General features: G+C 36.2%; 14 protein-coding genes. 4 read left to right on the top strand and 10 right to left on the bottom strand.

Annotated features, from left to right (window positions below):
- Positions 1-51: 51 nt before the first annotated feature.
- From ACXAGJ_RS09380 to ACXAGJ_RS09370, 3 genes are read left to right on the top strand one after another with little or no spacing between them, the layout of a single operon-like run.
- Positions 52-1,026, top strand: a complete 975-nt coding sequence (locus tag ACXAGJ_RS09380; protein ID WP_474839190.1) for a glycosyltransferase family 2 protein — start codon at positions 52-54, stop codon at positions 1,024-1,026.
- Positions 986-1,885: a lysylphosphatidylglycerol synthase transmembrane domain-containing protein gene (locus ACXAGJ_RS09375; RefSeq protein ID WP_474839188.1), complete on the top strand. Its 900-nt coding sequence runs from the start codon at positions 986-988 to the stop codon at positions 1,883-1,885. The genes ACXAGJ_RS09380 and ACXAGJ_RS09375 overlap by 41 nt, the downstream gene beginning before the upstream one ends.
- A complete protein-coding gene (locus ACXAGJ_RS09370) occupies positions 1,882-3,393 on the top strand; it encodes an ArnT family glycosyltransferase (protein WP_474839186.1) in 1,512 nt (503 codons plus the stop codon). Before ACXAGJ_RS09375 ends, ACXAGJ_RS09370 begins: the two co-directional genes overlap by 4 nt.
- Before the next feature lie 12 nt (positions 3,394-3,405).
- Here the strand turns inward: ACXAGJ_RS09370 and ACXAGJ_RS09365 are convergent, their stop codons facing one another.
- From ACXAGJ_RS09365 to ACXAGJ_RS09335, 7 genes are all read right to left on the bottom strand, one after another.
- On the bottom strand, positions 3,406-5,025 hold the full coding sequence (locus tag ACXAGJ_RS09365; protein ID WP_474839184.1) for an ArnT family glycosyltransferase: 1,620 nt from the start codon (positions 5,023-5,025) through the stop codon (positions 3,406-3,408).
- An 8-nt stretch (positions 5,026-5,033) separates the two neighbouring features.
- Positions 5,034-5,753 carry a phosphatase PAP2 family protein gene (locus ACXAGJ_RS09360; protein WP_474839182.1) on the bottom strand — a complete coding sequence of 240 codons (720 nt, stop codon included), beginning with the start codon at positions 5,751-5,753 and terminating at the stop codon, positions 5,034-5,036.
- A gap of 179 nt (positions 5,754-5,932) precedes the next feature.
- Positions 5,933-6,208, bottom strand: coding sequence for a F0F1 ATP synthase subunit delta/epsilon (locus ACXAGJ_RS09355; RefSeq protein WP_073318576.1), 276 nt, complete (start codon positions 6,206-6,208; stop codon positions 5,933-5,935).
- Positions 6,209-6,219: 11 nt separating this feature from the next.
- Positions 6,220-7,728, bottom strand: coding sequence for a F0F1 ATP synthase subunit beta (gene atpD / locus ACXAGJ_RS09350; RefSeq protein ID WP_073318578.1), 1,509 nt, complete (start codon positions 7,726-7,728; stop codon positions 6,220-6,222).
- A 188-nt stretch (positions 7,729-7,916) separates the two neighbouring features.
- Positions 7,917-8,771: a bile acid:sodium symporter family protein gene (locus ACXAGJ_RS09345; protein WP_474839180.1), complete on the bottom strand. Its 855-nt coding sequence runs from the start codon at positions 8,769-8,771 to the stop codon at positions 7,917-7,919.
- A 24-nt stretch (positions 8,772-8,795) separates the two neighbouring features.
- Complete coding sequence (locus ACXAGJ_RS09340; RefSeq protein WP_474839178.1) at positions 8,796-9,578, bottom strand: class II aldolase/adducin family protein; 783 nt, start codon at positions 9,576-9,578, stop codon at positions 8,796-8,798.
- 12 nt (positions 9,579-9,590) lie between these two features.
- Positions 9,591-10,226, bottom strand: a complete 636-nt coding sequence (locus tag ACXAGJ_RS09335) for a TetR/AcrR family transcriptional regulator (protein WP_474839176.1) — start codon at positions 10,224-10,226, stop codon at positions 9,591-9,593.
- A 173-nt stretch (positions 10,227-10,399) separates the two neighbouring features.
- Here ACXAGJ_RS09335 and ACXAGJ_RS09330 point away from each other — a divergent pair, with 173 nt between their 5' ends.
- Positions 10,400-11,659: a sterol desaturase family protein gene (locus tag ACXAGJ_RS09330; RefSeq protein ID WP_474839175.1), complete on the top strand. Its 1,260-nt coding sequence runs from the start codon at positions 10,400-10,402 to the stop codon at positions 11,657-11,659.
- A gap of 55 nt (positions 11,660-11,714) precedes the next feature.
- On the opposite strand, the gene ACXAGJ_RS09325 is transcribed toward ACXAGJ_RS09330, so the two are convergent.
- From ACXAGJ_RS09325 to ACXAGJ_RS09315, 3 genes are all read right to left on the bottom strand, one after another.
- Entirely contained in the window at positions 11,715-13,196 is a 1,482-nt protein-coding gene (locus tag ACXAGJ_RS09325) for a G-D-S-L family lipolytic protein (protein ID WP_474839174.1), read from the bottom strand.
- 27 nt (positions 13,197-13,223) lie between these two features.
- Positions 13,224-16,016 carry a TonB-dependent receptor gene (locus ACXAGJ_RS09320; RefSeq protein ID WP_474839173.1) on the bottom strand — a complete coding sequence of 931 codons (2,793 nt, stop codon included), beginning with the start codon at positions 16,014-16,016 and terminating at the stop codon, positions 13,224-13,226.
- Positions 16,017-16,235: 219 nt separating this feature from the next.
- Complete coding sequence (locus ACXAGJ_RS09315) at positions 16,236-19,001, bottom strand: TonB-dependent receptor (RefSeq protein WP_474839171.1); 2,766 nt, start codon at positions 18,999-19,001, stop codon at positions 16,236-16,238.
- Positions 19,002-19,282: the final 281 nt, after the last annotated feature.

Here is a 19,282-nt window from a genome sequence, read left to right as displayed (position 1 = left end):
AAATATTAAATTGATATCTAGCCAATAACTTTATATCCTAAATTGTTTTGTATGCAAACTCCATTATTTTTATCTGTCGTAGTTCCGGTATATAATGAAGAAGGAAACACTATTTTACTTACTCAAGCTATCGAGAGAGGGTTAACAGGTTTTTCATACGAGATCATATATGTCGATGATTTTTCCACTGATAATACCAGGGAGGAAATTAAAGCATTAGCGCATTCCAACATTGTATTGATCGAATTAAAAAGAAACTATGGTCAGAGCTCTGCACTGGCCGCTGGCATTGCATATTCCAAAGGCAACTACATCATAACCATGGATGGTGATATGCAAAACGATCCATCAGATATCCCCATGATGCTAGAACTAGCGATAAAAGAAGAGTGGGATCTTGTGACCGGTATTCGGCAAAAAAGGAAGGACAATTTTGTGCGAACCTTACCTTCAAAAATAGCAAATCATATTATTAGAAAGGCGACAAAATTTGACATTAAGGATGCTGGATGTGCCCTTAAGGTAATGACTGCAGAGACCGCAAAAGCAATCCCTTTGTATGGAGAATTGCATCGTTTTATAGCTCTCAATGCACATATTGACGGTGCCAGAATTACAGAAGTCCCTGTAAAACATCACCCTCGAAAACACGGGGTTTCAAAATATGGATTGGGTAGAACTTTTAAAGTAATGAACGATCTATTATTACTTCTTTTTCAGAGAAAATATCTTCAAAAACCACTCTACTTATTTGGTAACCTTGGAATGATTTTCTTCGGTATAGGGGTATTGATCAATATGTATCTGATCGCAGTAAAAATTATGGGAAATGACATAGGGACAAGACCATTACTGCTTCTAGGAGTGCTATTAATTCTTGTTGGGATTCAGTTTTTTACTATAGGTATTGTTACTGATCTTTTGATGAGAACCTATTACGAATCTCAAAACAAAACACCATATAACATTAGAAAAATTACCACTTTTGAAAAAAAAGAAAAAGAGCCTGTTCTATACGCTTCTTAAAACAGCTATTACACTCCTACTTTTATTTCTCGTTTTTAACAAAATCTCTTTTGCGGGAATTTGGGAGGTGATAAAGCAAACAAATAGTATTTTATTTACTTTTTCTTTATGCTTATTTCTTTTGTCACAATGGGTTTCTGCTGAGCGATTACAAGTTTTGTTTAAGTCAGCAAACTTCTTTTTGTCTTCCAAAAGTAACTACGTACTATATTTAATCGGAATGTTCTATAATTTCTTTATCCCTGGAGGAATAGGAGGGGACGCTTACAAAGTTTATATACTCAATAAGGAATTTAAATGGCCCATTAAAAAACTAACAGCAGCTTTATTTGCAGATCGATTTATAGGACTAACTGCCATTGGTACCATACTTCTCTTTACAGGTATATTCACTCCATTAATCAAAGAAAAAATCTGGTTATGGGGTAGTCCTATAGCACTTATTATCGGCATTTCTATTTCGTATGCATTTACAAAACGGTTATTCCCATATTTTGTAGGTGTATATACCAAAACATTGGGATACTCGATAGTGGTACAACTCTTGCAATGTAGCTGTATTATTCTTTTGCTTCTGGGAACCTCCTCCATCAGTCCTCAATATTATATGATGTACGCCTTTGTATTCTTAATTTCTTCTGTACTTTCTGTTTTTTCTTTTTCAGGAATTGGGGTTCGAGAAATGGTATTTTACCAAGCTTCAAGCCTTTTTGTTTTTGATGCCACCGTTGCAGTTTCGATAAGCATTTTATTCTCTATGCTTACTGCATTGGTCTCTCTATTCGGTATTGTTTTTCACATTAAAGGGTACACTCCCAAAATGAAAAACATGACTTCTATATCCATACCAAACACATGATCCAAAAATTATTTCAAAGTATCCAAAACAAACGGATTTCTATTAAATATGGTTATCTCATATTCATTTATTTTTTTGTACATCTATTAATTCGATTATGCTTTACAAATACTCTTGAAACGGATGAAGCTGAACAGGCATTCCTTAGTCAGCAATTTCAGTTAGGCTATAACCAACAACCTCCATTATATACTTGGGTAATTATTCTTTTAGTTAAATTGTTGGGGTATCAACTATTAAGTATAATATTGCTAAGGATTTTACTGCTATTAGGCATTTTTTATTTGGTATACGAGTTGACCAGAAGGTTAACCCATGGAAACAGATCCTTAGCTATCATTTCAAGTTTAAGCCTACTTCTTTTCTTTCAGTTGTCTATAGAAAGTCTTCGTCAAACCCATACTGTATTGGTGACTTTTGCAGTTGCTTACCTCATTTTTTCTTTTTTTGCACTTACTCAATATAAGAGTATCAAAAACTATTTTCTATTCGGGATTGCCATTGCCCTTGGAGCACTGTCCAAATACAATTTCGTAATTCCTGTGTTATCCTTATTCATAATTACGGGGTGGATAAAAGAATACCGACAAATTATTTTTTCCAGAAAAATAATGATCAGCCTAGGTATAGCGGTACTCCTCATCCTTCCTCATTTGTTTTGGTTATACCAAAATGGTGATGCAACTAGAGAAGAAACGATTCAAGATTTAGCTACTTTGCAAACTAATTCTTATGTAGATACTGCTATCCCCAGCATTTGGGCTTTGTGTAAAGGAGTTATATCATTTGGAGGAATCTACATAGTCTGCATGCTACTTTTCTTCAAATTTAATTTTCATGCAGTTTTAAAAACCAACAGTAATCCTTTTATCAATTTTTTGGGAAAGTTCCTTTTGTGTTCTATCATTATTCTTGGTGGTATACTGATCATAACCAAAGCTACCAATGCTCATGAACGCTGGATCCAACCTTTACTCTTTTTGATTTCTGTATATCTCTTCGGAAAGGAAGAAATTTTTACACAACCCAATTTTAAGTTGCAAACTCTAAAAAAGTTTTTGATTGTTCTTGCCTTTGGCCTTCAAGTATATGTTTTTGTTGGAATTGTTTTTGGACCTTCATTAGGTTTTGTAGAACGTATCAATAGGCCGTATGATTTGTTTTGTAACTACCTCTTAAACCAAAAGAAAGATATACTTGATACCTTGGATTATGTGATTTGTGACGAAATCGACCTGGCTGGAAACCTAAAGTTTCAACTGCCCAATTACACGGTAGAAGTTATTACTCCAGAGTATCCAACATTCTTTAGTTCCACCAATCTGAAAAACAGCAAATCTCTGCTACTCATTACTACCAAAGAAGATAACCATACTTTAATTAAAGAGCTCCAACAGCTAGTATATCCAAAAAAAGTAGTCATCGAAAAAAGCTACCAAAAAACAATACCATTTACCTATAGTAAAGAGCAGTATTATACCTTATATGTTTGTGAGGTAAAATTATAATGCTCGAATATCTTACTTCTTTCTGAAGATTCTTGTTATATGGGATTCAAATAGCGCTTTCCCTTCAAAAATCATGATCAACTCTTTATTTTCGGTCAATGTGTTTACATTTCTATCGTTGGTAATAAGATATCCGTTAGGGAATTTGTTAAAAAAGGATGCTACCTCCTCTTTTGTAGTGTAAACCTCGAACGTTTTTTTAAAATTTACTGGAAAAGCGGGGTCAAACCTTTGATAAGCTGCAATCTTATGATCTTGCTTTATGATCATTCTGGCCTTTTCTACTGGACTTTGTTGAGTAAGCTTAGGGTATATGACTAAAAAGAGCATTGGGATCAAAATCATCCATCCCAAACTAATTGTAACAAATGACTGTTTGTACTTACTTCTTACATAAAAAACTGCACCTAATACAATAATTAAAGAAGTAGGTAGCAACCAAAAAGCAACATCGCTTACTGGTAGCAACTCTTTCTCTTGTTGTAATGCAAATTTTCCCACTATGGGCAGGGCTATTGCCAAGAGCATAATTAACATAACCACCAGAGTAATATCCCATTTTTTTCTTTCTTCTCTATAAAATCTCATCAATCCATTTGCAATAATCAGTGCTAAAAAAGGATAACAAGGCATAGTGTAATTAGGTAATTTTGTTCCTGATATGCTAAAAAAAATGATGAATACCAGGGATACAATTCCTGAAAACCATAGTACTGAATTCGAAGTTCGCTCAGCAAAAACTCTGGTGAAGGCTTGAATACAAAAAAAGGAGAAAGGCATTAACCCCAATAAAACAAAAACCCAAGTGATAAAAAAAATCCCTCCGTGTCCCTCCATTTTATTTCCAAATCGATTAAGATTATGATCCAGAAAAAAACCTCTTGTCCATGCTCCACCCGTTTCAATATGAACCCATAAATACCACGGAAAAGCAATGGTAGTAAAAATCAGAATGCCCATGACAGGTTGAAAGCTTAAGATATTTTTTATAGTAAGAGATTTGGTAGTGATCAAAAACAACAAGCAAATCAAACCAGGTAATGCAACAGCGATCGGACCTTTTGTGAGTGTTCCCAAGGCAAATGCTACATACATGAACCACAGGTGTTTTTTTGTTTTGGTCGTATAAAAAGTATAAAAGAACCATAACCCAATACTGATAAAAAAAATAAGGTAGGGATCTGGTACCGCCAAATGAAATTCTTGAATAAAAAAGATAGATGACCACAGGACTACTATAAAAACCCATGCAGAAATTTTGTCTACAAACCTTCTAACGAAATAAAAAGACCCCCATAAAGTCAACACTCCAAATATTCCGGAAAAAAACCGTGCTCCAAAAGCATTTACTCCAAATAATTTGTATCCTATTATCATAAAATAGTAATGCAATGGTGGTTTATCGGTTCTTATAATATCATTAAATGTAGGAACAACGTAATTACCATTTCTAAGCATTTCTCTCGCGGCTTCTGCATTTTTTGCTTCATCCAGAATGTAGATAGGATAATCCCCAATACCAATAAGACATAAAAAAGCACTCATAGTTACTACAATAACGTCTTCTTTATTATTGGCGATCTGTTTTATACTACTTGTGAATGAATGAAATATTTTGGAATCTGAACTCAACTGATAAATTAATATTTGGGTGAGGAATGAAGTCCTTTTGTAACACTATCTTTCAACATTTCAATTCCTGTTTTAATGCACTTAGATTTAATATGGATCAGGTAGTTATTCATCCACTGATATTTAGTTTCTAAATTACCTACAACTACAAAACCAATTACAGAAGAAACCGTTCCGAAGAAAAATCCGAAATACACATCAATCAAAAAATGCTGTCCTAGATAAATTCTTGAAAACCCAATAGTCAAAGCTACGGTTGCCAGAACAATTGATACTTTCCTTCTATTAAAAATTAATGAAAGAAACGAAGCTGCAAATGCTGCTCCTGTGGTATGACCCGAAGGAAAACTGACCTCATGGCGGATGGTTATCCCCGATGCATAATGAAGTACTTGTTCTCTGCATAGCAATTCGAGGTATCCAAAAGGTCTCAATACATCATTAAAAAAAAGTTGTTTATTAAGTTGAATACACAAAATATGCATGATCAATCCAATGATAAAAACAAATAGCCATTTAACCCTTAGGAATACCAAAGAAAAAACACAACAACCAATCAAAAATCCCTCACCCAACCAGGTAACTTTTTTAAAGAATTCGTCTGCAAATGAAGAATGGAGTCCATTAATAAATAACAGGCTATAAATTTTTGGAACCGCAATGGAAGGTAAAAGCATTACAAGGATGAATGCAAAAGGGTATAGTACATAGGATTGTAAAACTTTCATAACTTAAAGATATTTTAAACAATTTTAGTTGTCTTTACCTTTATGTTATAGCTCCTCATAACTTAGGTTACCAATATTATTATTTTTTAATTTATTGTTATTTCAATATTGGTAAACAAATAAAATCCCAAATTCTGCAATCAGAATTTGGGATTCATTATTTTCAAAAGTAATTCGTATTAGTCAGCTAACACAATTACTTTATTGTCTTTCATTTCAATAGTTCCAGAAGTAATCGGAAGCAAAGTAACACCGTTTTCTTTCACAAACTTTTCTGCTACTTCTTCTTCTAAATTCATATCTCCATACACCTTTACATTTCCTTTTCCTAACAAAGAAATGATGGGTGCGTGATTATCTAACATCTGAAACTCTCCATTCACACCTGGTACTGCAACAGAGGTTACTTCACCACTAAATAATACTGCTTCTGGAGTTACTATTTCTAAATACATATTTTTCTAGTTTATGCTTCAGCTAACATTTTCTCACCAGCTTCAATCGCTTCTTCGATTGTCCCTTTCAAGTTAAATGCTGCTTCAGGAAGGTGATCTAACTCACCGTCCATAATCATTGTAAATCCTTTTATAGTATCCTTGATATCTACTAAACATCCTGGGATTCCTGTAAACTGCTCTGCTACGTGGAATGGCTGAGATAAGAAACGTTGTACACGACGAGCGCGTCCTACCGCTAATTTATCATCTTCAGATAATTCTTCCATACCAAGAATCGCGATAATATCTTGTAATTCTTTATAACGTTGTAATAACTCCTTAACTCTTTGTGCACAGTTATAGTGCTCATCACCAAGGATATCAGCAGTAAGAATTCTCGATGTAGAATCTAATGGATCTACCGCTGGGTAAATACCAAGCTCTGCAATCTTACGAGATAATACTGTTGTTGCATCCAAGTGAGCAAAGGTTGTTGCTGGTGCAGGATCCGTCAAGTCATCCGCAGGTACATATACCGCCTGTACCGATGTAATCGATCCTTTCTTGGTAGAAGTAATACGCTCCTGCATCACACCCATCTCAGTTGCCAATGTTGGTTGGTATCCTACCGCAGAAGGCATACGTCCAAGTAGTGCAGATACCTCAGATCCAGCTTGTGTAAAACGGAAGATGTTATCTACGAAGAAAAGTACGTCTTTCCCTTGTCCGTCTCCAGCTCCATCACGGAAATATTCTGCAATAGTAAGACCAGAAAGTGCTACACGAGCACGTGCTCCTGGTGGCTCATTCATCTGTCCGAATACGAAAGTAGCTTTCGAATCTTTCATTGCTTGTTTGTCTACTTTTGAAAGATCCCATCCTCCTTCTTCCATAGAATGCAAGAAATCATCACCGTACTTGATAATTCCAGATTCTAACATCTCACGAAGCAAGTCATTTCCTTCACGAGTTCTTTCTCCTACTCCTGCGAATACAGAAAGACCACCGTGTCCTTTTGCAATATTGTTAATCAACTCCTGGATTAATACTGTTTTACCTACTCCAGCACCACCAAATAATCCAATTTTACCTCCTTTTGCGTAAGGCTCGATAAGGTCGATTACTTTGATCCCTGTAAATAAAACTTCTGTCGAAGTTGATAAATCTTCAAATTTTGGTGCCTGACGGTGGATTGGAAGACCATCTTCTCCTGCTTTAGGAAGATCTCCAAGTCCGTCGATTGCATCTCCAATTACATTAAATAGACGTCCATATACATCCTCACCGATTGGCATTTGGATAGGAGCTCCAGATCCTACAACTTCCATCCCTCTGCTTAATCCATCACTGGAATCCATCGCAATAGTACGAACAGTATCCTCACCAATGTGAGACTGCACTTCTAATACTAGTTTACTACCGTCTGTTTTATTAATTTCTAATGAATCGTAAATTTTTGGTAATTCAGTCCCTGCAGCGAATTCTACATCGATAACCGGACCTACAATTTGAGATACTTTACCCGTAACTTTAGACATTATCTAACTATTTAATGTTTAGTATTTAACTATGGAAAAAAGATACTTTACAAACAACGCTACAATAGCACCTTTTTTCAGGCTGCAAATATAGTCTTTTAAAATGAAAAAATAATGCCTTTTATTTTGTTTTTTTAAAGGTGGCTTTTATCCCATTTTTTAACGGAAATTATCTCATTAAAAACCTTTTAGGATTTACTATATCGTCCATACACTATTATGATAAAAGCAGCCGCATACATCACTAGTGTATATATGGCTCCAGCTATGGCAAATGAGGTGTTTTGAAGGGTCACCACTGCTACGGTAATTGCCAATCCTGAGTTTTGGATTCCTGACTCTACTGCAATACTAATCGCCTGAGGTTTTCGAAGTTTAAAACCTACAGCAGTCATATATCCCAGAATCATACTGCTTACATTTAACAAAACCGTTGGTAATCCTGCCTGCTGAAAATAAGGGATGATATTGTGTTTTTCTTTCAGAATAATCCCTGTGGTGATTAATGCTAACAAAAGTACCGAAGCTACCTGAACTGGCTTTCCCATTTTTAAGGCAAAACTGGTAGCTTTGGCACGTATCAGCATTCCTAAAAATACTGGGACAATTACTATACCCAACAACTGACCGATCATTTGCAAAATATTTAATTGCACCTCTCCTTCTTGTCCAGAAAAGTTCAAAAGTGAAAATTGTACAATGAAGGGTATAGTACCAATCGTAATGATACTCGATATTGCGGTTAACGTTACAGAGAGTGCAGTATCTCCTTTGGCCAAATGAGCAATCACATTTGAGGTTGCCCCGCCAGGACATGCCGCCAGAATCATGATTCCGATAGCAATTTCTGAGGGTAGTTGAAGTAAAGAAACCAATGCATAACCAATAATGGGTAAAAAGAGTAATTGATTGATCAATCCCAACAAAACTGCCTTAGGATTTCTGGCTACTCTTTTGAAATCATCACTGGTAAGCGATAGCCCCATACCAAACATGATGATCATTAAGGATATGGCGACAATCAAGGTTCCTGTACTATTCATAGTTATGTATTTTGATGATGTATTCTAAAAATCAAATGTTGCACTTATATCTTGCCACATCGGTTGAAATTGAAAATATCCTGCAAGCGGAAAACCAAGCTCTGCTCTTGTCTTCATAGCGATATTATGATCTATTTCGATCAGTTTTTCTCCAGTTTGCATGGCTAGCAATTGTGCCTGGCAACTTCTTTCCATGGTAATAAACCACCACGCTGCCTCATCTACAGAATGTCCAACGGTGATTAACCCATGATTTTGTAAAATTGCCGCTTTGTTATCTCCCAAGGCTTTGGCAATCCTCTTTCCTTCTTCTAGTTCATTAACAATACCTGCATAATCATTAAAAACTGCATGATCTTTATAAAATGCACACGCATCTTGAGTAATCGGCGCTAGCTCCAGGCCTAAGGCAGAAAACGATTTCCCATAAACCGTATGCGCATGTGCCGCAGCAACAACATCAGGTCTGGCGGCATGGATTTGAGAATGGATCGCAAAAGCAGCTGCATTTACAGGAAATTTACCTTCTACCACTTCTCCTTTGTGATTCACCAACAATAGATCAGAAGGCGTAATTCGATTAAAAGAAAGCCCAAAAGGATTTACCCAAAAATGATCTTGATGCTCTGGATCTCGTACCGTAATATGCCCTGCAACACCTTCAGAAAAACCAAATTTACCGAATATTCTGAACGCCCCGGCAAGTTTTGTTTTGAGATAGGCTCTTTCTTCGGCTACATTGTCAAATTTTGGAGGCATGGGAATGTTAGCCGGTAACATTTCTAATGGTGGATTTTGTACTGCCATAATTATATTTTTTTAAGTTCTTATTTGTTTTTGTTTTGCATTTTGGGTGATTTCCAAGTACTCATTGTATCCCTTATCTGTCAAATAAGGTTTCAATACCTCCCACAATGTCTGCAAAGGTGAATCCTCGACCAAAGACGTATTCTTTTTATCTAATAAAGTAGTTCCTGCACTCCAAAAAGTGCTTGTCATCCAAAGTGTACGAATGATCAGATCATAATTCACCCGCTCTTTTTCAGGAACTAACCGATCGCTATCCACATAATAATTGATCAAACTTCTCGCATCTTGGAACCGCTTTGAAGTAGCTAGCCTGTATTGGTTCATGATATCAGGGTATTCCTCTATCAGATAAAGGATATCCATAAAGAAGAATCTGTATCGTTTTTGAATGCCATAAAACTGGGTAAACAACTCCTGAAAATGAAAAAGAGTTACATGTTCATCCTTTGGGAATACCTCTATGGCATTATCCAATACTTCCTCCTGAATCGCAGCTAATAAATGTTCCTTTCTTTTGAAATGATAGGTAAAGTTCCCGGGGCTTATACCCATAGCCTGTGCAATATCATTAATACTAACATTAAAAAAGCCCTTTTTATTAAAAAGGTAAACCGCTTGCTTTATAATTGAGGATTTGGTATTCATTCTTACAATTTAGTATAAATATACTAATTATTTTTTAATTTTAGTATGAACATACTAATTTAAGATTATTGCCACTAAGTTGCTTTTTATGTGGCTCATACAGGCTTTCAGAACGGCTTCAGATTCCAAAATTTTGACTATTTTGTAGATTGAAAATTCTTACATTTTATTGAATGGAAACATATGCTATCGCCTTAAGTTATGCTATTCCCGGTTTTATCGTTCTGATCCTTATAGAGTATCTCATAAGTAGATGGAAAGGAATACCGGTTAATGAAGCTATGGACACAATTTCTAGCTTAAGTTCTGGCATTACTGATACTTTAAGAAGCCTAACTGGTCTTGCTATAATTATTATCAGCTATGATTGGATGGTGGATCATATTGCTTTAATAAGTATCAAATCCTCTGTTTGGCTATACATCCTTACCTTTATAGGGCTTGACTTTGCTGGCTATTGGTCTCATCGTTTTAATCATACTATAAACCTATTTTGGAATCGACATATTATCCATCATAGTAGCGAAGAGTTTAACCTTGCTTGTGCACTAAGACAGAGTATCTCTGCTATCATCTCCATTTATTTCTTTTTATACATTCCGCTTGCTCTTTTAGGAATACCTTCGCACATCGTGGCACTAGTTGCCCCAATTCACTTGTTTGCTCAATTTTGGTATCATACTAGATTGGTAAACAAAATGGGGATTCTGGAACATGTTATCGTAACACCTTCACATCATAGAGTACACCATGCAATTAATGACGAATATCTGGATAAAAACTATTCTCAAATATTCATTTTTTGGGACAAACTATTTGGCACTTTTCAAGAAGAGTTACCTGATAAACCTCCAGTGTATGGGGTAAAAAAACCTGTAAACACATGGAATCCTTTCTTTATCAATTTCATGCATGCCTGGGGGATTCTGAAAGACGCCTGGAGAACCAAAAATTGGTGGGACAAAATACGGATATGGTATATGCCAACAGGATGGAGACCTGAAGACGTAAAAGAAAAATACCCAATACAAATCATCACCGACCCTTATACACGAGAGAAATACAAAACCGAAAGTTCGCTCTCCTTAAAATTATGGTCCTGGTCGCAACTCCTTATCACTTTGGCGTTTTTGTACTATTTATTGGTTAGTTTTGGAGATTTTGAATTACCACAAATTATCAACTACGCACTGTTTATTGCCATTTCTATTTTCGCTTACACTTCGTTGATGGATAGACACATTATATCAGTATACGCTGAAATTGTTAAGATTACTTTTGCGGCTTATTTGATCTTTAAAGAAGGAGGGTGGTTCGAAATGGATGCAGTATTTACGGGAGCTACGATGATGGTAATTATTTATCTTATCATATCCTTACTACTATCTTTCTATTTTCAATTGTTAGAACGCAAGTTTGTAGTAGCCTCATAAAAAACCCACTAAATCGCTCTAGTGGGTCAATTTTATATGTAATTAATATCCTAAACTATGGTAAAATAGGACTGTAGAACGTAGGATAGTCTACTGCTTTTACCAGTGGTAAGTTAGAACCATAGGTTTCATTAATTGCTGTAGCTGCAGAATTTGCCAAAAATGCATATCCTCTTGCCGTTGGATGCACACCATCCAAAGAGAACAATCCTCCAAATACCAAATTTCCTTGAATCAAAAATTCATCAAACTGAATTCCTCCATCAGAAACTTGATCCAATAGTGCATTTGCATCTACAAAGGCCAAACCTGCTTGTTGAACTGCAGATGAAATCACCCCATTAAACGCTTCTGTTGCCGTTGCTATTTCTGCTTGCTCTTCTGGAGTTAACACCCATTTATCAGCCAAAGGAACCGCTACTCCGTTTACCGTAAGTGGATTTCCCGGCACAGCTTCTGTACCAATAAAGCTACTTGCAGGTAGTACCAATAGATCATCTTCCGTTGCTTGTCGTATACTTACCAAGGCAGAGTTAATCATGGTCAGATCTGTTAGACTTTCGTCTTCGATAACTACAGCGTTATTCGCTGCCTCTGCAAAAGTTATCGTTCTTCTTGCGATCTCAGCATCGGCATCTGCTTGTGAAATCGCTCCATTACCCACTAGGAAAGCAAACGCTGATACGATTCCAGCATTATACGCTGCGTATGCTCCATTTACAGCTCCTGCAGTTGCTGCATCTAGTGGAACTGGATTATGAGGCACAGTAGTAAAATGTGCAATAGCTGTTACATCTGGAATATTAAAAACTACTCCTCTTGCTCCTCCAGAGGTTAATGTACCTACCAAGGTATTATATACTTGAGTAAACAATGCAGTATCCGTTATTGGGTTTGTACCATCACCTCCACTAAGGGCATATCCTAATACATCATTATTACCTATCCATAAAGAGAAAAATGTTGGATTTTGTGCCATTGCATCTGCCAAAACAGTTGTTGTTGGACTGGAAGCCATTCTCACAAAATAAGGGTTTGCAGTTGCCGGCATAGCTGCCAATCCTGCGATATCTCCATACCCAGGAGCTACAAGATGAAAGCTTTTTGCACCTGGTACACCCATATTATTAAATGCTCCGGAAAGTGTTGCCGATATTTCGGTAGATGGTGTTCCACTCACTGGCACTGGACCACCTGCAGTAGCATCAAAAATCAACCTAGGGCCTAAGATTTGGTTTCCTCCAAGCAATGCTCCACCTACATTATCACTCATCAAAGGTTGAACAAAATTTCCTCCACCCGCCAAGGCAAATTGCTGAGCCAAAATATTAGGCATAGAGTTTTCCTGACCTAAAATAAACAACGCATTGTCGGTAAATCCAGCAGTTAATGAGTTTCCTAATGAAACAAATGTTGAAAAATCAGCTTCACCAGAGGTAATGACAACCTCTTCCATTACTTGGCCATCATCATCATCCTCACAGGCAATAAAACCAAAGATGAATAAAATAAGTAGCCATTTATATTGAGTATTCATTTGTCTTTTCTTTTTTATAGTTATCTATTATAAATTGTTTATGGTAAGACCGATATAGTATTGAGATCCTATTAGTCCAGTACCAAAGGCTGTAAAATATTCGTCACCACCTATATTCGTAGCCCCTGCTTTTAATGTCGATTTCAAAGACGGAATTGTATAATTGATCTGCGCATCTATAACAGAAAATGAAGGTACGTCTCCATCTCCAAAAGAAGCTTCCCAGAAATAATCATCACTCCAACGATAGCTAGTGTTAAACCCAAAATTTTTAAATAGATTAGGATGACCAAAAGTTGCCTTTACTTTATGTTTTGGTGTATTGAACTCAGTTCTGAAATCTGGATCTCTTTCTCTGTCTAAATCCTGCTCAGCAAATGTATAATTTACACCTAGTTCAAAATTACCTGGTAATTTGGTGTTTACTCCTGCTGTAAAACCTAGAGATTTAATATCAACATCGGAATTTGTATATGCCTGGTATACTGCAAAATCATCATTTTGCAAAGCTAACAGAGACAATGCTCCATCACCAACCTGACCATAAAAAGGAACAATCACATTCTGTGTAGAGATAAAGTCTTTATATTGATTATAATAAGCACTAATATCTATTACAAATCGATCAACTTTTCCTCTATATCCTACTTCAAAAGCAGTCACCTTTTCTGGTTCTACTGGAGCTGCTGAAGATCGTACAGGATTGCCTGCAAGCACAGAAGAGGCCGAAAAAGAATTCTCGTAAGCAGCTCTACCTACAATATCTACGCTGTCAGAGTTTAAAATACCCTGGCCTTCACCACTAATATCTGTACCACTAAAAGTTCTCACATCTCTATCTAAGTTATCCTGTGCAGAACCTACTAATATGGCACGCCCAACATCCAATCCAATATATAAATCTTGAGTTGTTGGATTTCTAAAACCAGTTTGAACCGATGCACGGATGTTGTGGTTTCTTTCTTCCCCTAGTGTATATCCTATCGATAACCTTGGAGAGAAGTTACCATCAAATAATTCTGACTTGTCATAACGTACAGAACCTGTCACTTTAGCTCTTTCGTCTGCAAACTTCTTTTGTAACTGGGTATAAACACCAAATTCGGAATATCGAATTGGTCCATCAAAATCTGTAAAAATAGTCCCTGAAGAATTTAATTTGTATTCTCTAAAAGATCCTCCTACTTGAATATCAGCAAAATTACTTGTCAAGTGACTGAAGTTATAATTTACATCCACATGTCTTAATTGCGTATTATCCTGAAATCTAGATCCTGTAGATAAGTCTGGATCGCTAATTACCTGATTAAATGCTTGCTGGAATTCTGGTGTTCCAGGAATAAGTCTTCCTGTATCTGCCGTCTGTCTTGCAAGAGCATGCGCTTGTTCTGGTAGTACTCCTGCTAATGTAGCCTGTACAAATGCTCCTGCATACTCTCCAAACCAAGTTGAATCATCTTTCCAGAAACGGTTGATATTGATTCCCGTAAATCTGGTATCATAAGAGTCTCCTGCATCTTCATCGGTTATATAACCTCTTATAAAGAAATTACTATTCTTAATTTCTAATTTATGCTGTTGTAAGAAGAAGTTTCGTATAGAGTATCTGTTAGCTCCCTGATAAATTGTTGTACCTCTACCCACTTTTCCTACATAAATAAGCTCTAAATCATCAGCAAAAGGTCTATAGTGTAATGCTGCATCAAATTTTATACTCTCTGCAGGATAATCATTCAAATCACTTTCAAGATATCCCGTACGACTTACAAGTGCATCAGGAAGTAAATTTTCGGCCCCTGGTGGCAATATTGGCTGACCTGTAACAGGGTTAATAGTATTGGTTAAGATTTCTCCAACACCTCTTATGTTGGTACTTACCTCATCTCCGTATACATTAAGACCATCATAATTGATATCTGATCTATCTGTATTGGGGTTTAATACATTAACCTCACTTACAGCAAACCAGTCTGTACCACGTAAATATGAAAAATTAACTTTCGCAGCAAATTTATCAGAAAACGCATGTGCAATACGAACTCCATAATCGTAATATTCATTGTCCCCTGCAGCTTCCTGAGATGTAATACCTCCTTTAAAATACGCGCTTATTCCTTGATGATCGAAAGGATTCTTACTAGTCATAAACAAAATACCATTAAAGGCATTTGCTCCATATAATGCAGAAGATGCTCCAGGTAGTAGTTCAATGCTATTCACATCAAGCTCTGTCATACCGATCAAGTTACCTAAAACAAAGTTTAGGGCAGGAGCAGTATTATCCATACCATCTACTAACTGTACAAAACGAGTATTCGCAAAAGTGGCAAAACCTCTCGTATTTATAGATTTAAATGTTAAACTATTGGTATTAATGTCAACACCTTTTAGAGTTTCTAATCCATCATAAAAATCTGCTGAAGGGGTATTTTTTATCTTCTTTACATCGAAGCGTTCGACACTTACAGGAGATTCAAAAATACGTTCTGGCGTTCTCGATGCCGAAACGATTACCTCATCTAATTCTGTTCCTTCCTTAAGTGTAATGTTTAAGTCAGACGATGCCGAAGAAACAACAACCGAACTGGATTCAAATCCAACACTACTTACCGTAACTGTGAAAGGAGGCGATTGTTCGACAGTTAGTGAAAAGAGACCATCAAAATCGGTAACTGTACCCACTGATGAGCCATCCAAAATCACATTTGCTCCCGGAATCGGTTGATCATTATTATCCACCACCTTTCCTTTGATTGTTGTTTGTGCAGAAGTGATAATACTCATCAATAATAGCATTATCACTAATGTAGTTGTTCTCATACCCTCAAATTTTTTAAAGTTATGACAACAATATACGTTTTTTTAGGAATTTTTTAATAAAGTTGTTAAACCTTTGTTTATTAATTATGAAAAAAAACTAATCACTTCAGTTTTGATAATTTGGTTTTTTTGATGAAATACAGGAATTTTCTTACTTTAATTCCATAAAAAAACCCATCTGAAAATATCAGATGGGTTTTTTATTTATTTTAAAATCTCTTAGAGATTGTTGATCGATAGTCCTACGTAATATTGAGATCCTATAAATCCAGATCCAATAGCTGTAAAATACTCATCTCCTCCAATATTATTGGCTCCGATTTTTAATCTGGCTTTTAATACAGGAATGGAATAATTAACCTGTGCGTTGATCACGGTGTACGAAGGAATCGCACCTACACCAAAATCAGATTCCCAGAAATAATCATCACTCCATATTACATTTGCATTAAATCCAAAGTTCTTAAACAACTCATCGTTACCTATAGAGGCTTTTACCTTATGCTTTGGCGTGTTAAAGTTACTTCTAAAGTCTGGATCTTTTTCCTGATCAAAATCTTGCTCAGCAAAAGTATAACTTGCATTAAAATCAAACCCGTTCAATTTATAAGTAAATCCGGCAATTGCTCCGTATGAATTGATGTCTACTTCAGAGTTAGTAGAAGCTGTAAAGGTTCTTCGAGTTCCTGCACTAGCCAATGACTGAACTGCCAATAGCTGCTCTGCAGGAGTACCATTTACCACACCTTGACCAGGTACAATAACATTTTCGTTAGCGATAAAATCTTCAAATTGGTTGTAGTATACACTACCATCAAAGATGAAAGCTCCGAACTGTGCTCTATATCCAACCTCATATGCTGTTACTCTTTCTGGCTTTACGATATCAATACTCGCTACTTCAAGATCATTAATATCTCCTGTTTCGGCAAATCTTTGTACAGAACTAGCAGAGTACGAATTCTCATAAGCATCTCTTGCTGTATATACATTGTTGAAATCGTCAACTGTAGTAAATCTATCCAAGTTTTCTTCAGCAGAACCCACAAGAAGAGTTCGTCCGATATCAAGACCAATAAATAAATCTTGAGTAGTAGGGTTTCTGAAACCTGTTTGTACCGAAGCACGTAGGTTACGAGTCTTATTTGCCCCGAATGTATAACTCACAGAGAATCGAGGAGAGAAGTTTCCATCAAATAACTGAGACTTATCATAACGCACAGAACCTGTTAATTTCAATCTTTCATCCAACAACTTTCTTTGGAGCTGTGTATATAAACCATATTCAGAATATCTGATCGGTCCATCGATATCAGTAAATACTGTTCCTTCAGAATCTAATTTGTATTCTCTAAAAGATCCACCTATTTGTATGTCTGCAAAGTTGCTAGTCAAATGGCTAAAATTATAATTACCATCGGCATGTCTAAATGATGATTTTTCTAAGAACTTAGATCCACTAGCAAGATCTGGATCATTAGTTACTGATTCAAATGCTTGTTGGAATTCTGGTGTCCCAGGGATAAGACGCCCTGTATCTGCTACTTGTCTTGCTACTGCGTGAGCGGCATCTTGTGCAGCAGGATCATTTGGGTTAGCACCAATATTAGCCAAATATGTTCCGATATATTCGGTAAACCATTGTGTATCCGATTTCCATCGGTTATTAATGTTAAGACCTGTAAAACGAATATCGTACGAATCTCCAGCGTCTTCTGCAGTTACATAACCTCTTAAAAAGAAGTTGTCATTTTTAATTTCTAATTTATGTTGTTGCAAAAAGAAATTACGAAGTAATGTTCTGTTGGCATCCTGAGTTACTGTTGTACCTCTACCTAACTTACTTGCCAAAATCACTTCAAAATCATCTGCAAACGGTCTGAAGTGCAATGCTCCATCAAACTTTAAACTCTCTACATCATTATCATTAAGATCTGCCTCATCATAACCTGTTCTACTTACTACTGTATCCGGTAAGAAAGGTAAAACCGATGGGTCTACTGCTGGGTTTTGCGCTGCAAGTCCTCTTAAAGAACCTTTGGCCTCATCTCCGTACACATTTAATCCATCATATCCTGGAGTATTCTCTCTAGTTGCTCCCGGATTATCCAAGTCTCTTTTATCTGCTGCAAGCCAATCAGTACCATTTAAAAGTGAGAAACTCACTTTTGCAGCAAACTTATCAGAAAATGCATGTGCTATTCTAACTCCTACATCATAAAACTCATTGTCTCCTGCTGCTTCCTGAGATGTAATTCCTCCTTTGGCATAAGCACTGATTCCTTGATGATCAAATGGGTTTTTACTATTCATGAACAAGATACCGTTAAAAGCATTCGCTCCATATAGTGCAGAAGATGCTCCTGGTAATAATTCGACACTTGCCACATCAAGCTCACTTAAACCAACCAAGTTACCAAGTACAAAGTTCAATGCTGGAGCGGTATTGTCCATTCCATCGATTAACTGTACAAAACGTGTGTTCGTAAACGTTGCAAAACCTCTGGTGTTGATAGATTTCAATGCCAAACTGTTGGTATTGATATCTACACCTTTGATATTTTCTAAATCTCCATAAAAATCTGCAGAAGTTGCATTTTTAATCTCCTTAATACCATAACGCTCGATCGTTACAGGAGATTCAAATAAACGTTCTGGAGCACGAGATGCCGAGATTACCAACTCATCCAAAAAGGTAATGTCTTCTAATACAATAGTAACTTCACCGGTTTGTGAAGTAACCACAAGAGTGGCATCATCAAATCCAATACTGCTTGCTACTAAAGTAAAAGGATAATCCTTGTCAGTAGTCAACGTAAAGTTTCCGTCGAAATCCGTTATTGTAGAAACATCAGTTCCTTTAACGGTAACACTAACTCCTGGTATAGGCTGATCGAAACCATCGATAACCCTACCTTGAACCACATTCTGTGCGGTACCTACTATGCTCATTAAGAGCACGACCATTAATGTAATTGTTCTCATAAGTAGATTTGTAATTATAATTAAGTTGTTTTTTTCTTATGCACGCATAAGGATTTAAACATTGGGATGCAAAACTACACTTTTTTCATTAAAAACAAAGAAAATATTGCATTTTATCGTAAAAAAATGCTGTTTGACGATCTGCAACGTTAAGGAATCTTTAAAAAATGATCATAACATGGGGTGAGTGAGCACAAATTAATGCAGAAGTATTATGAATTCATTTTTCACGGCAAATGTAATTAATTGTTTTGTACCTGTACAATTCTTTTATCATATTT

The sequence above is a fragment of the Aquimarina sp. AWH4_224 genome (genome assembly GCF_056160245.1).
The sequence above is the reverse complement of the archived record's forward strand: the minus strand, read 5'-3'. Positions and strand labels throughout refer to the sequence as shown.

Bases quoted from the DNA above. Each gene is read 5' to 3' on its own strand.
- ACXAGJ_RS09360 (WP_474839182.1), bottom strand. From the start codon at position 5,753: ATGAAAGTTTTACAATCCTATGTACTATACCCTTTTGCATTCATCCTT.
- ACXAGJ_RS09325 (WP_474839174.1), bottom strand. From the start codon at position 13,196: ATGAATACTCAATATAAATGGCTACTTATTTTATTCATCTTTGGTTTT.
- ACXAGJ_RS09330 (WP_474839175.1), top strand. From the start codon at position 10,400: ATGGAAACATATGCTATCGCCTTAAGTTATGCTATTCCCGGTTTTATC.
- ACXAGJ_RS09315 (WP_474839171.1), bottom strand. From the start codon at position 19,001: ATGAGAACAATTACATTAATGGTCGTGCTCTTAATGAGCATAGTAGGT.
- ACXAGJ_RS09380 (WP_474839190.1), top strand. From the start codon at position 52: ATGCAAACTCCATTATTTTTATCTGTCGTAGTTCCGGTATATAATGAA.
- ACXAGJ_RS09345 (WP_474839180.1), bottom strand. From the start codon at position 8,771: ATGAATAGTACAGGAACCTTGATTGTCGCCATATCCTTAATGATCATC.
- ACXAGJ_RS09340 (WP_474839178.1), bottom strand. From the start codon at position 9,578: ATGGCAGTACAAAATCCACCATTAGAAATGTTACCGGCTAACATTCCC.
- ACXAGJ_RS09370 (WP_474839186.1), top strand. From the start codon at position 1,882: ATGATCCAAAAATTATTTCAAAGTATCCAAAACAAACGGATTTCTATT.
- ACXAGJ_RS09355 (WP_073318576.1), bottom strand. From the start codon at position 6,208: ATGTATTTAGAAATAGTAACTCCAGAAGCAGTATTATTTAGTGGTGAA.
- ACXAGJ_RS09335 (WP_474839176.1), bottom strand. From the start codon at position 10,226: ATGAATACCAAATCCTCAATTATAAAGCAAGCGGTTTACCTTTTTAAT.
- atpD (WP_073318578.1), bottom strand. From the start codon at position 7,728: ATGTCTAAAGTTACGGGTAAAGTATCTCAAATTGTAGGTCCGGTTATC.
- ACXAGJ_RS09320 (WP_474839173.1), bottom strand. From the start codon at position 16,016: ATGAGAACAACTACATTAGTGATAATGCTATTATTGATGAGTATTATC.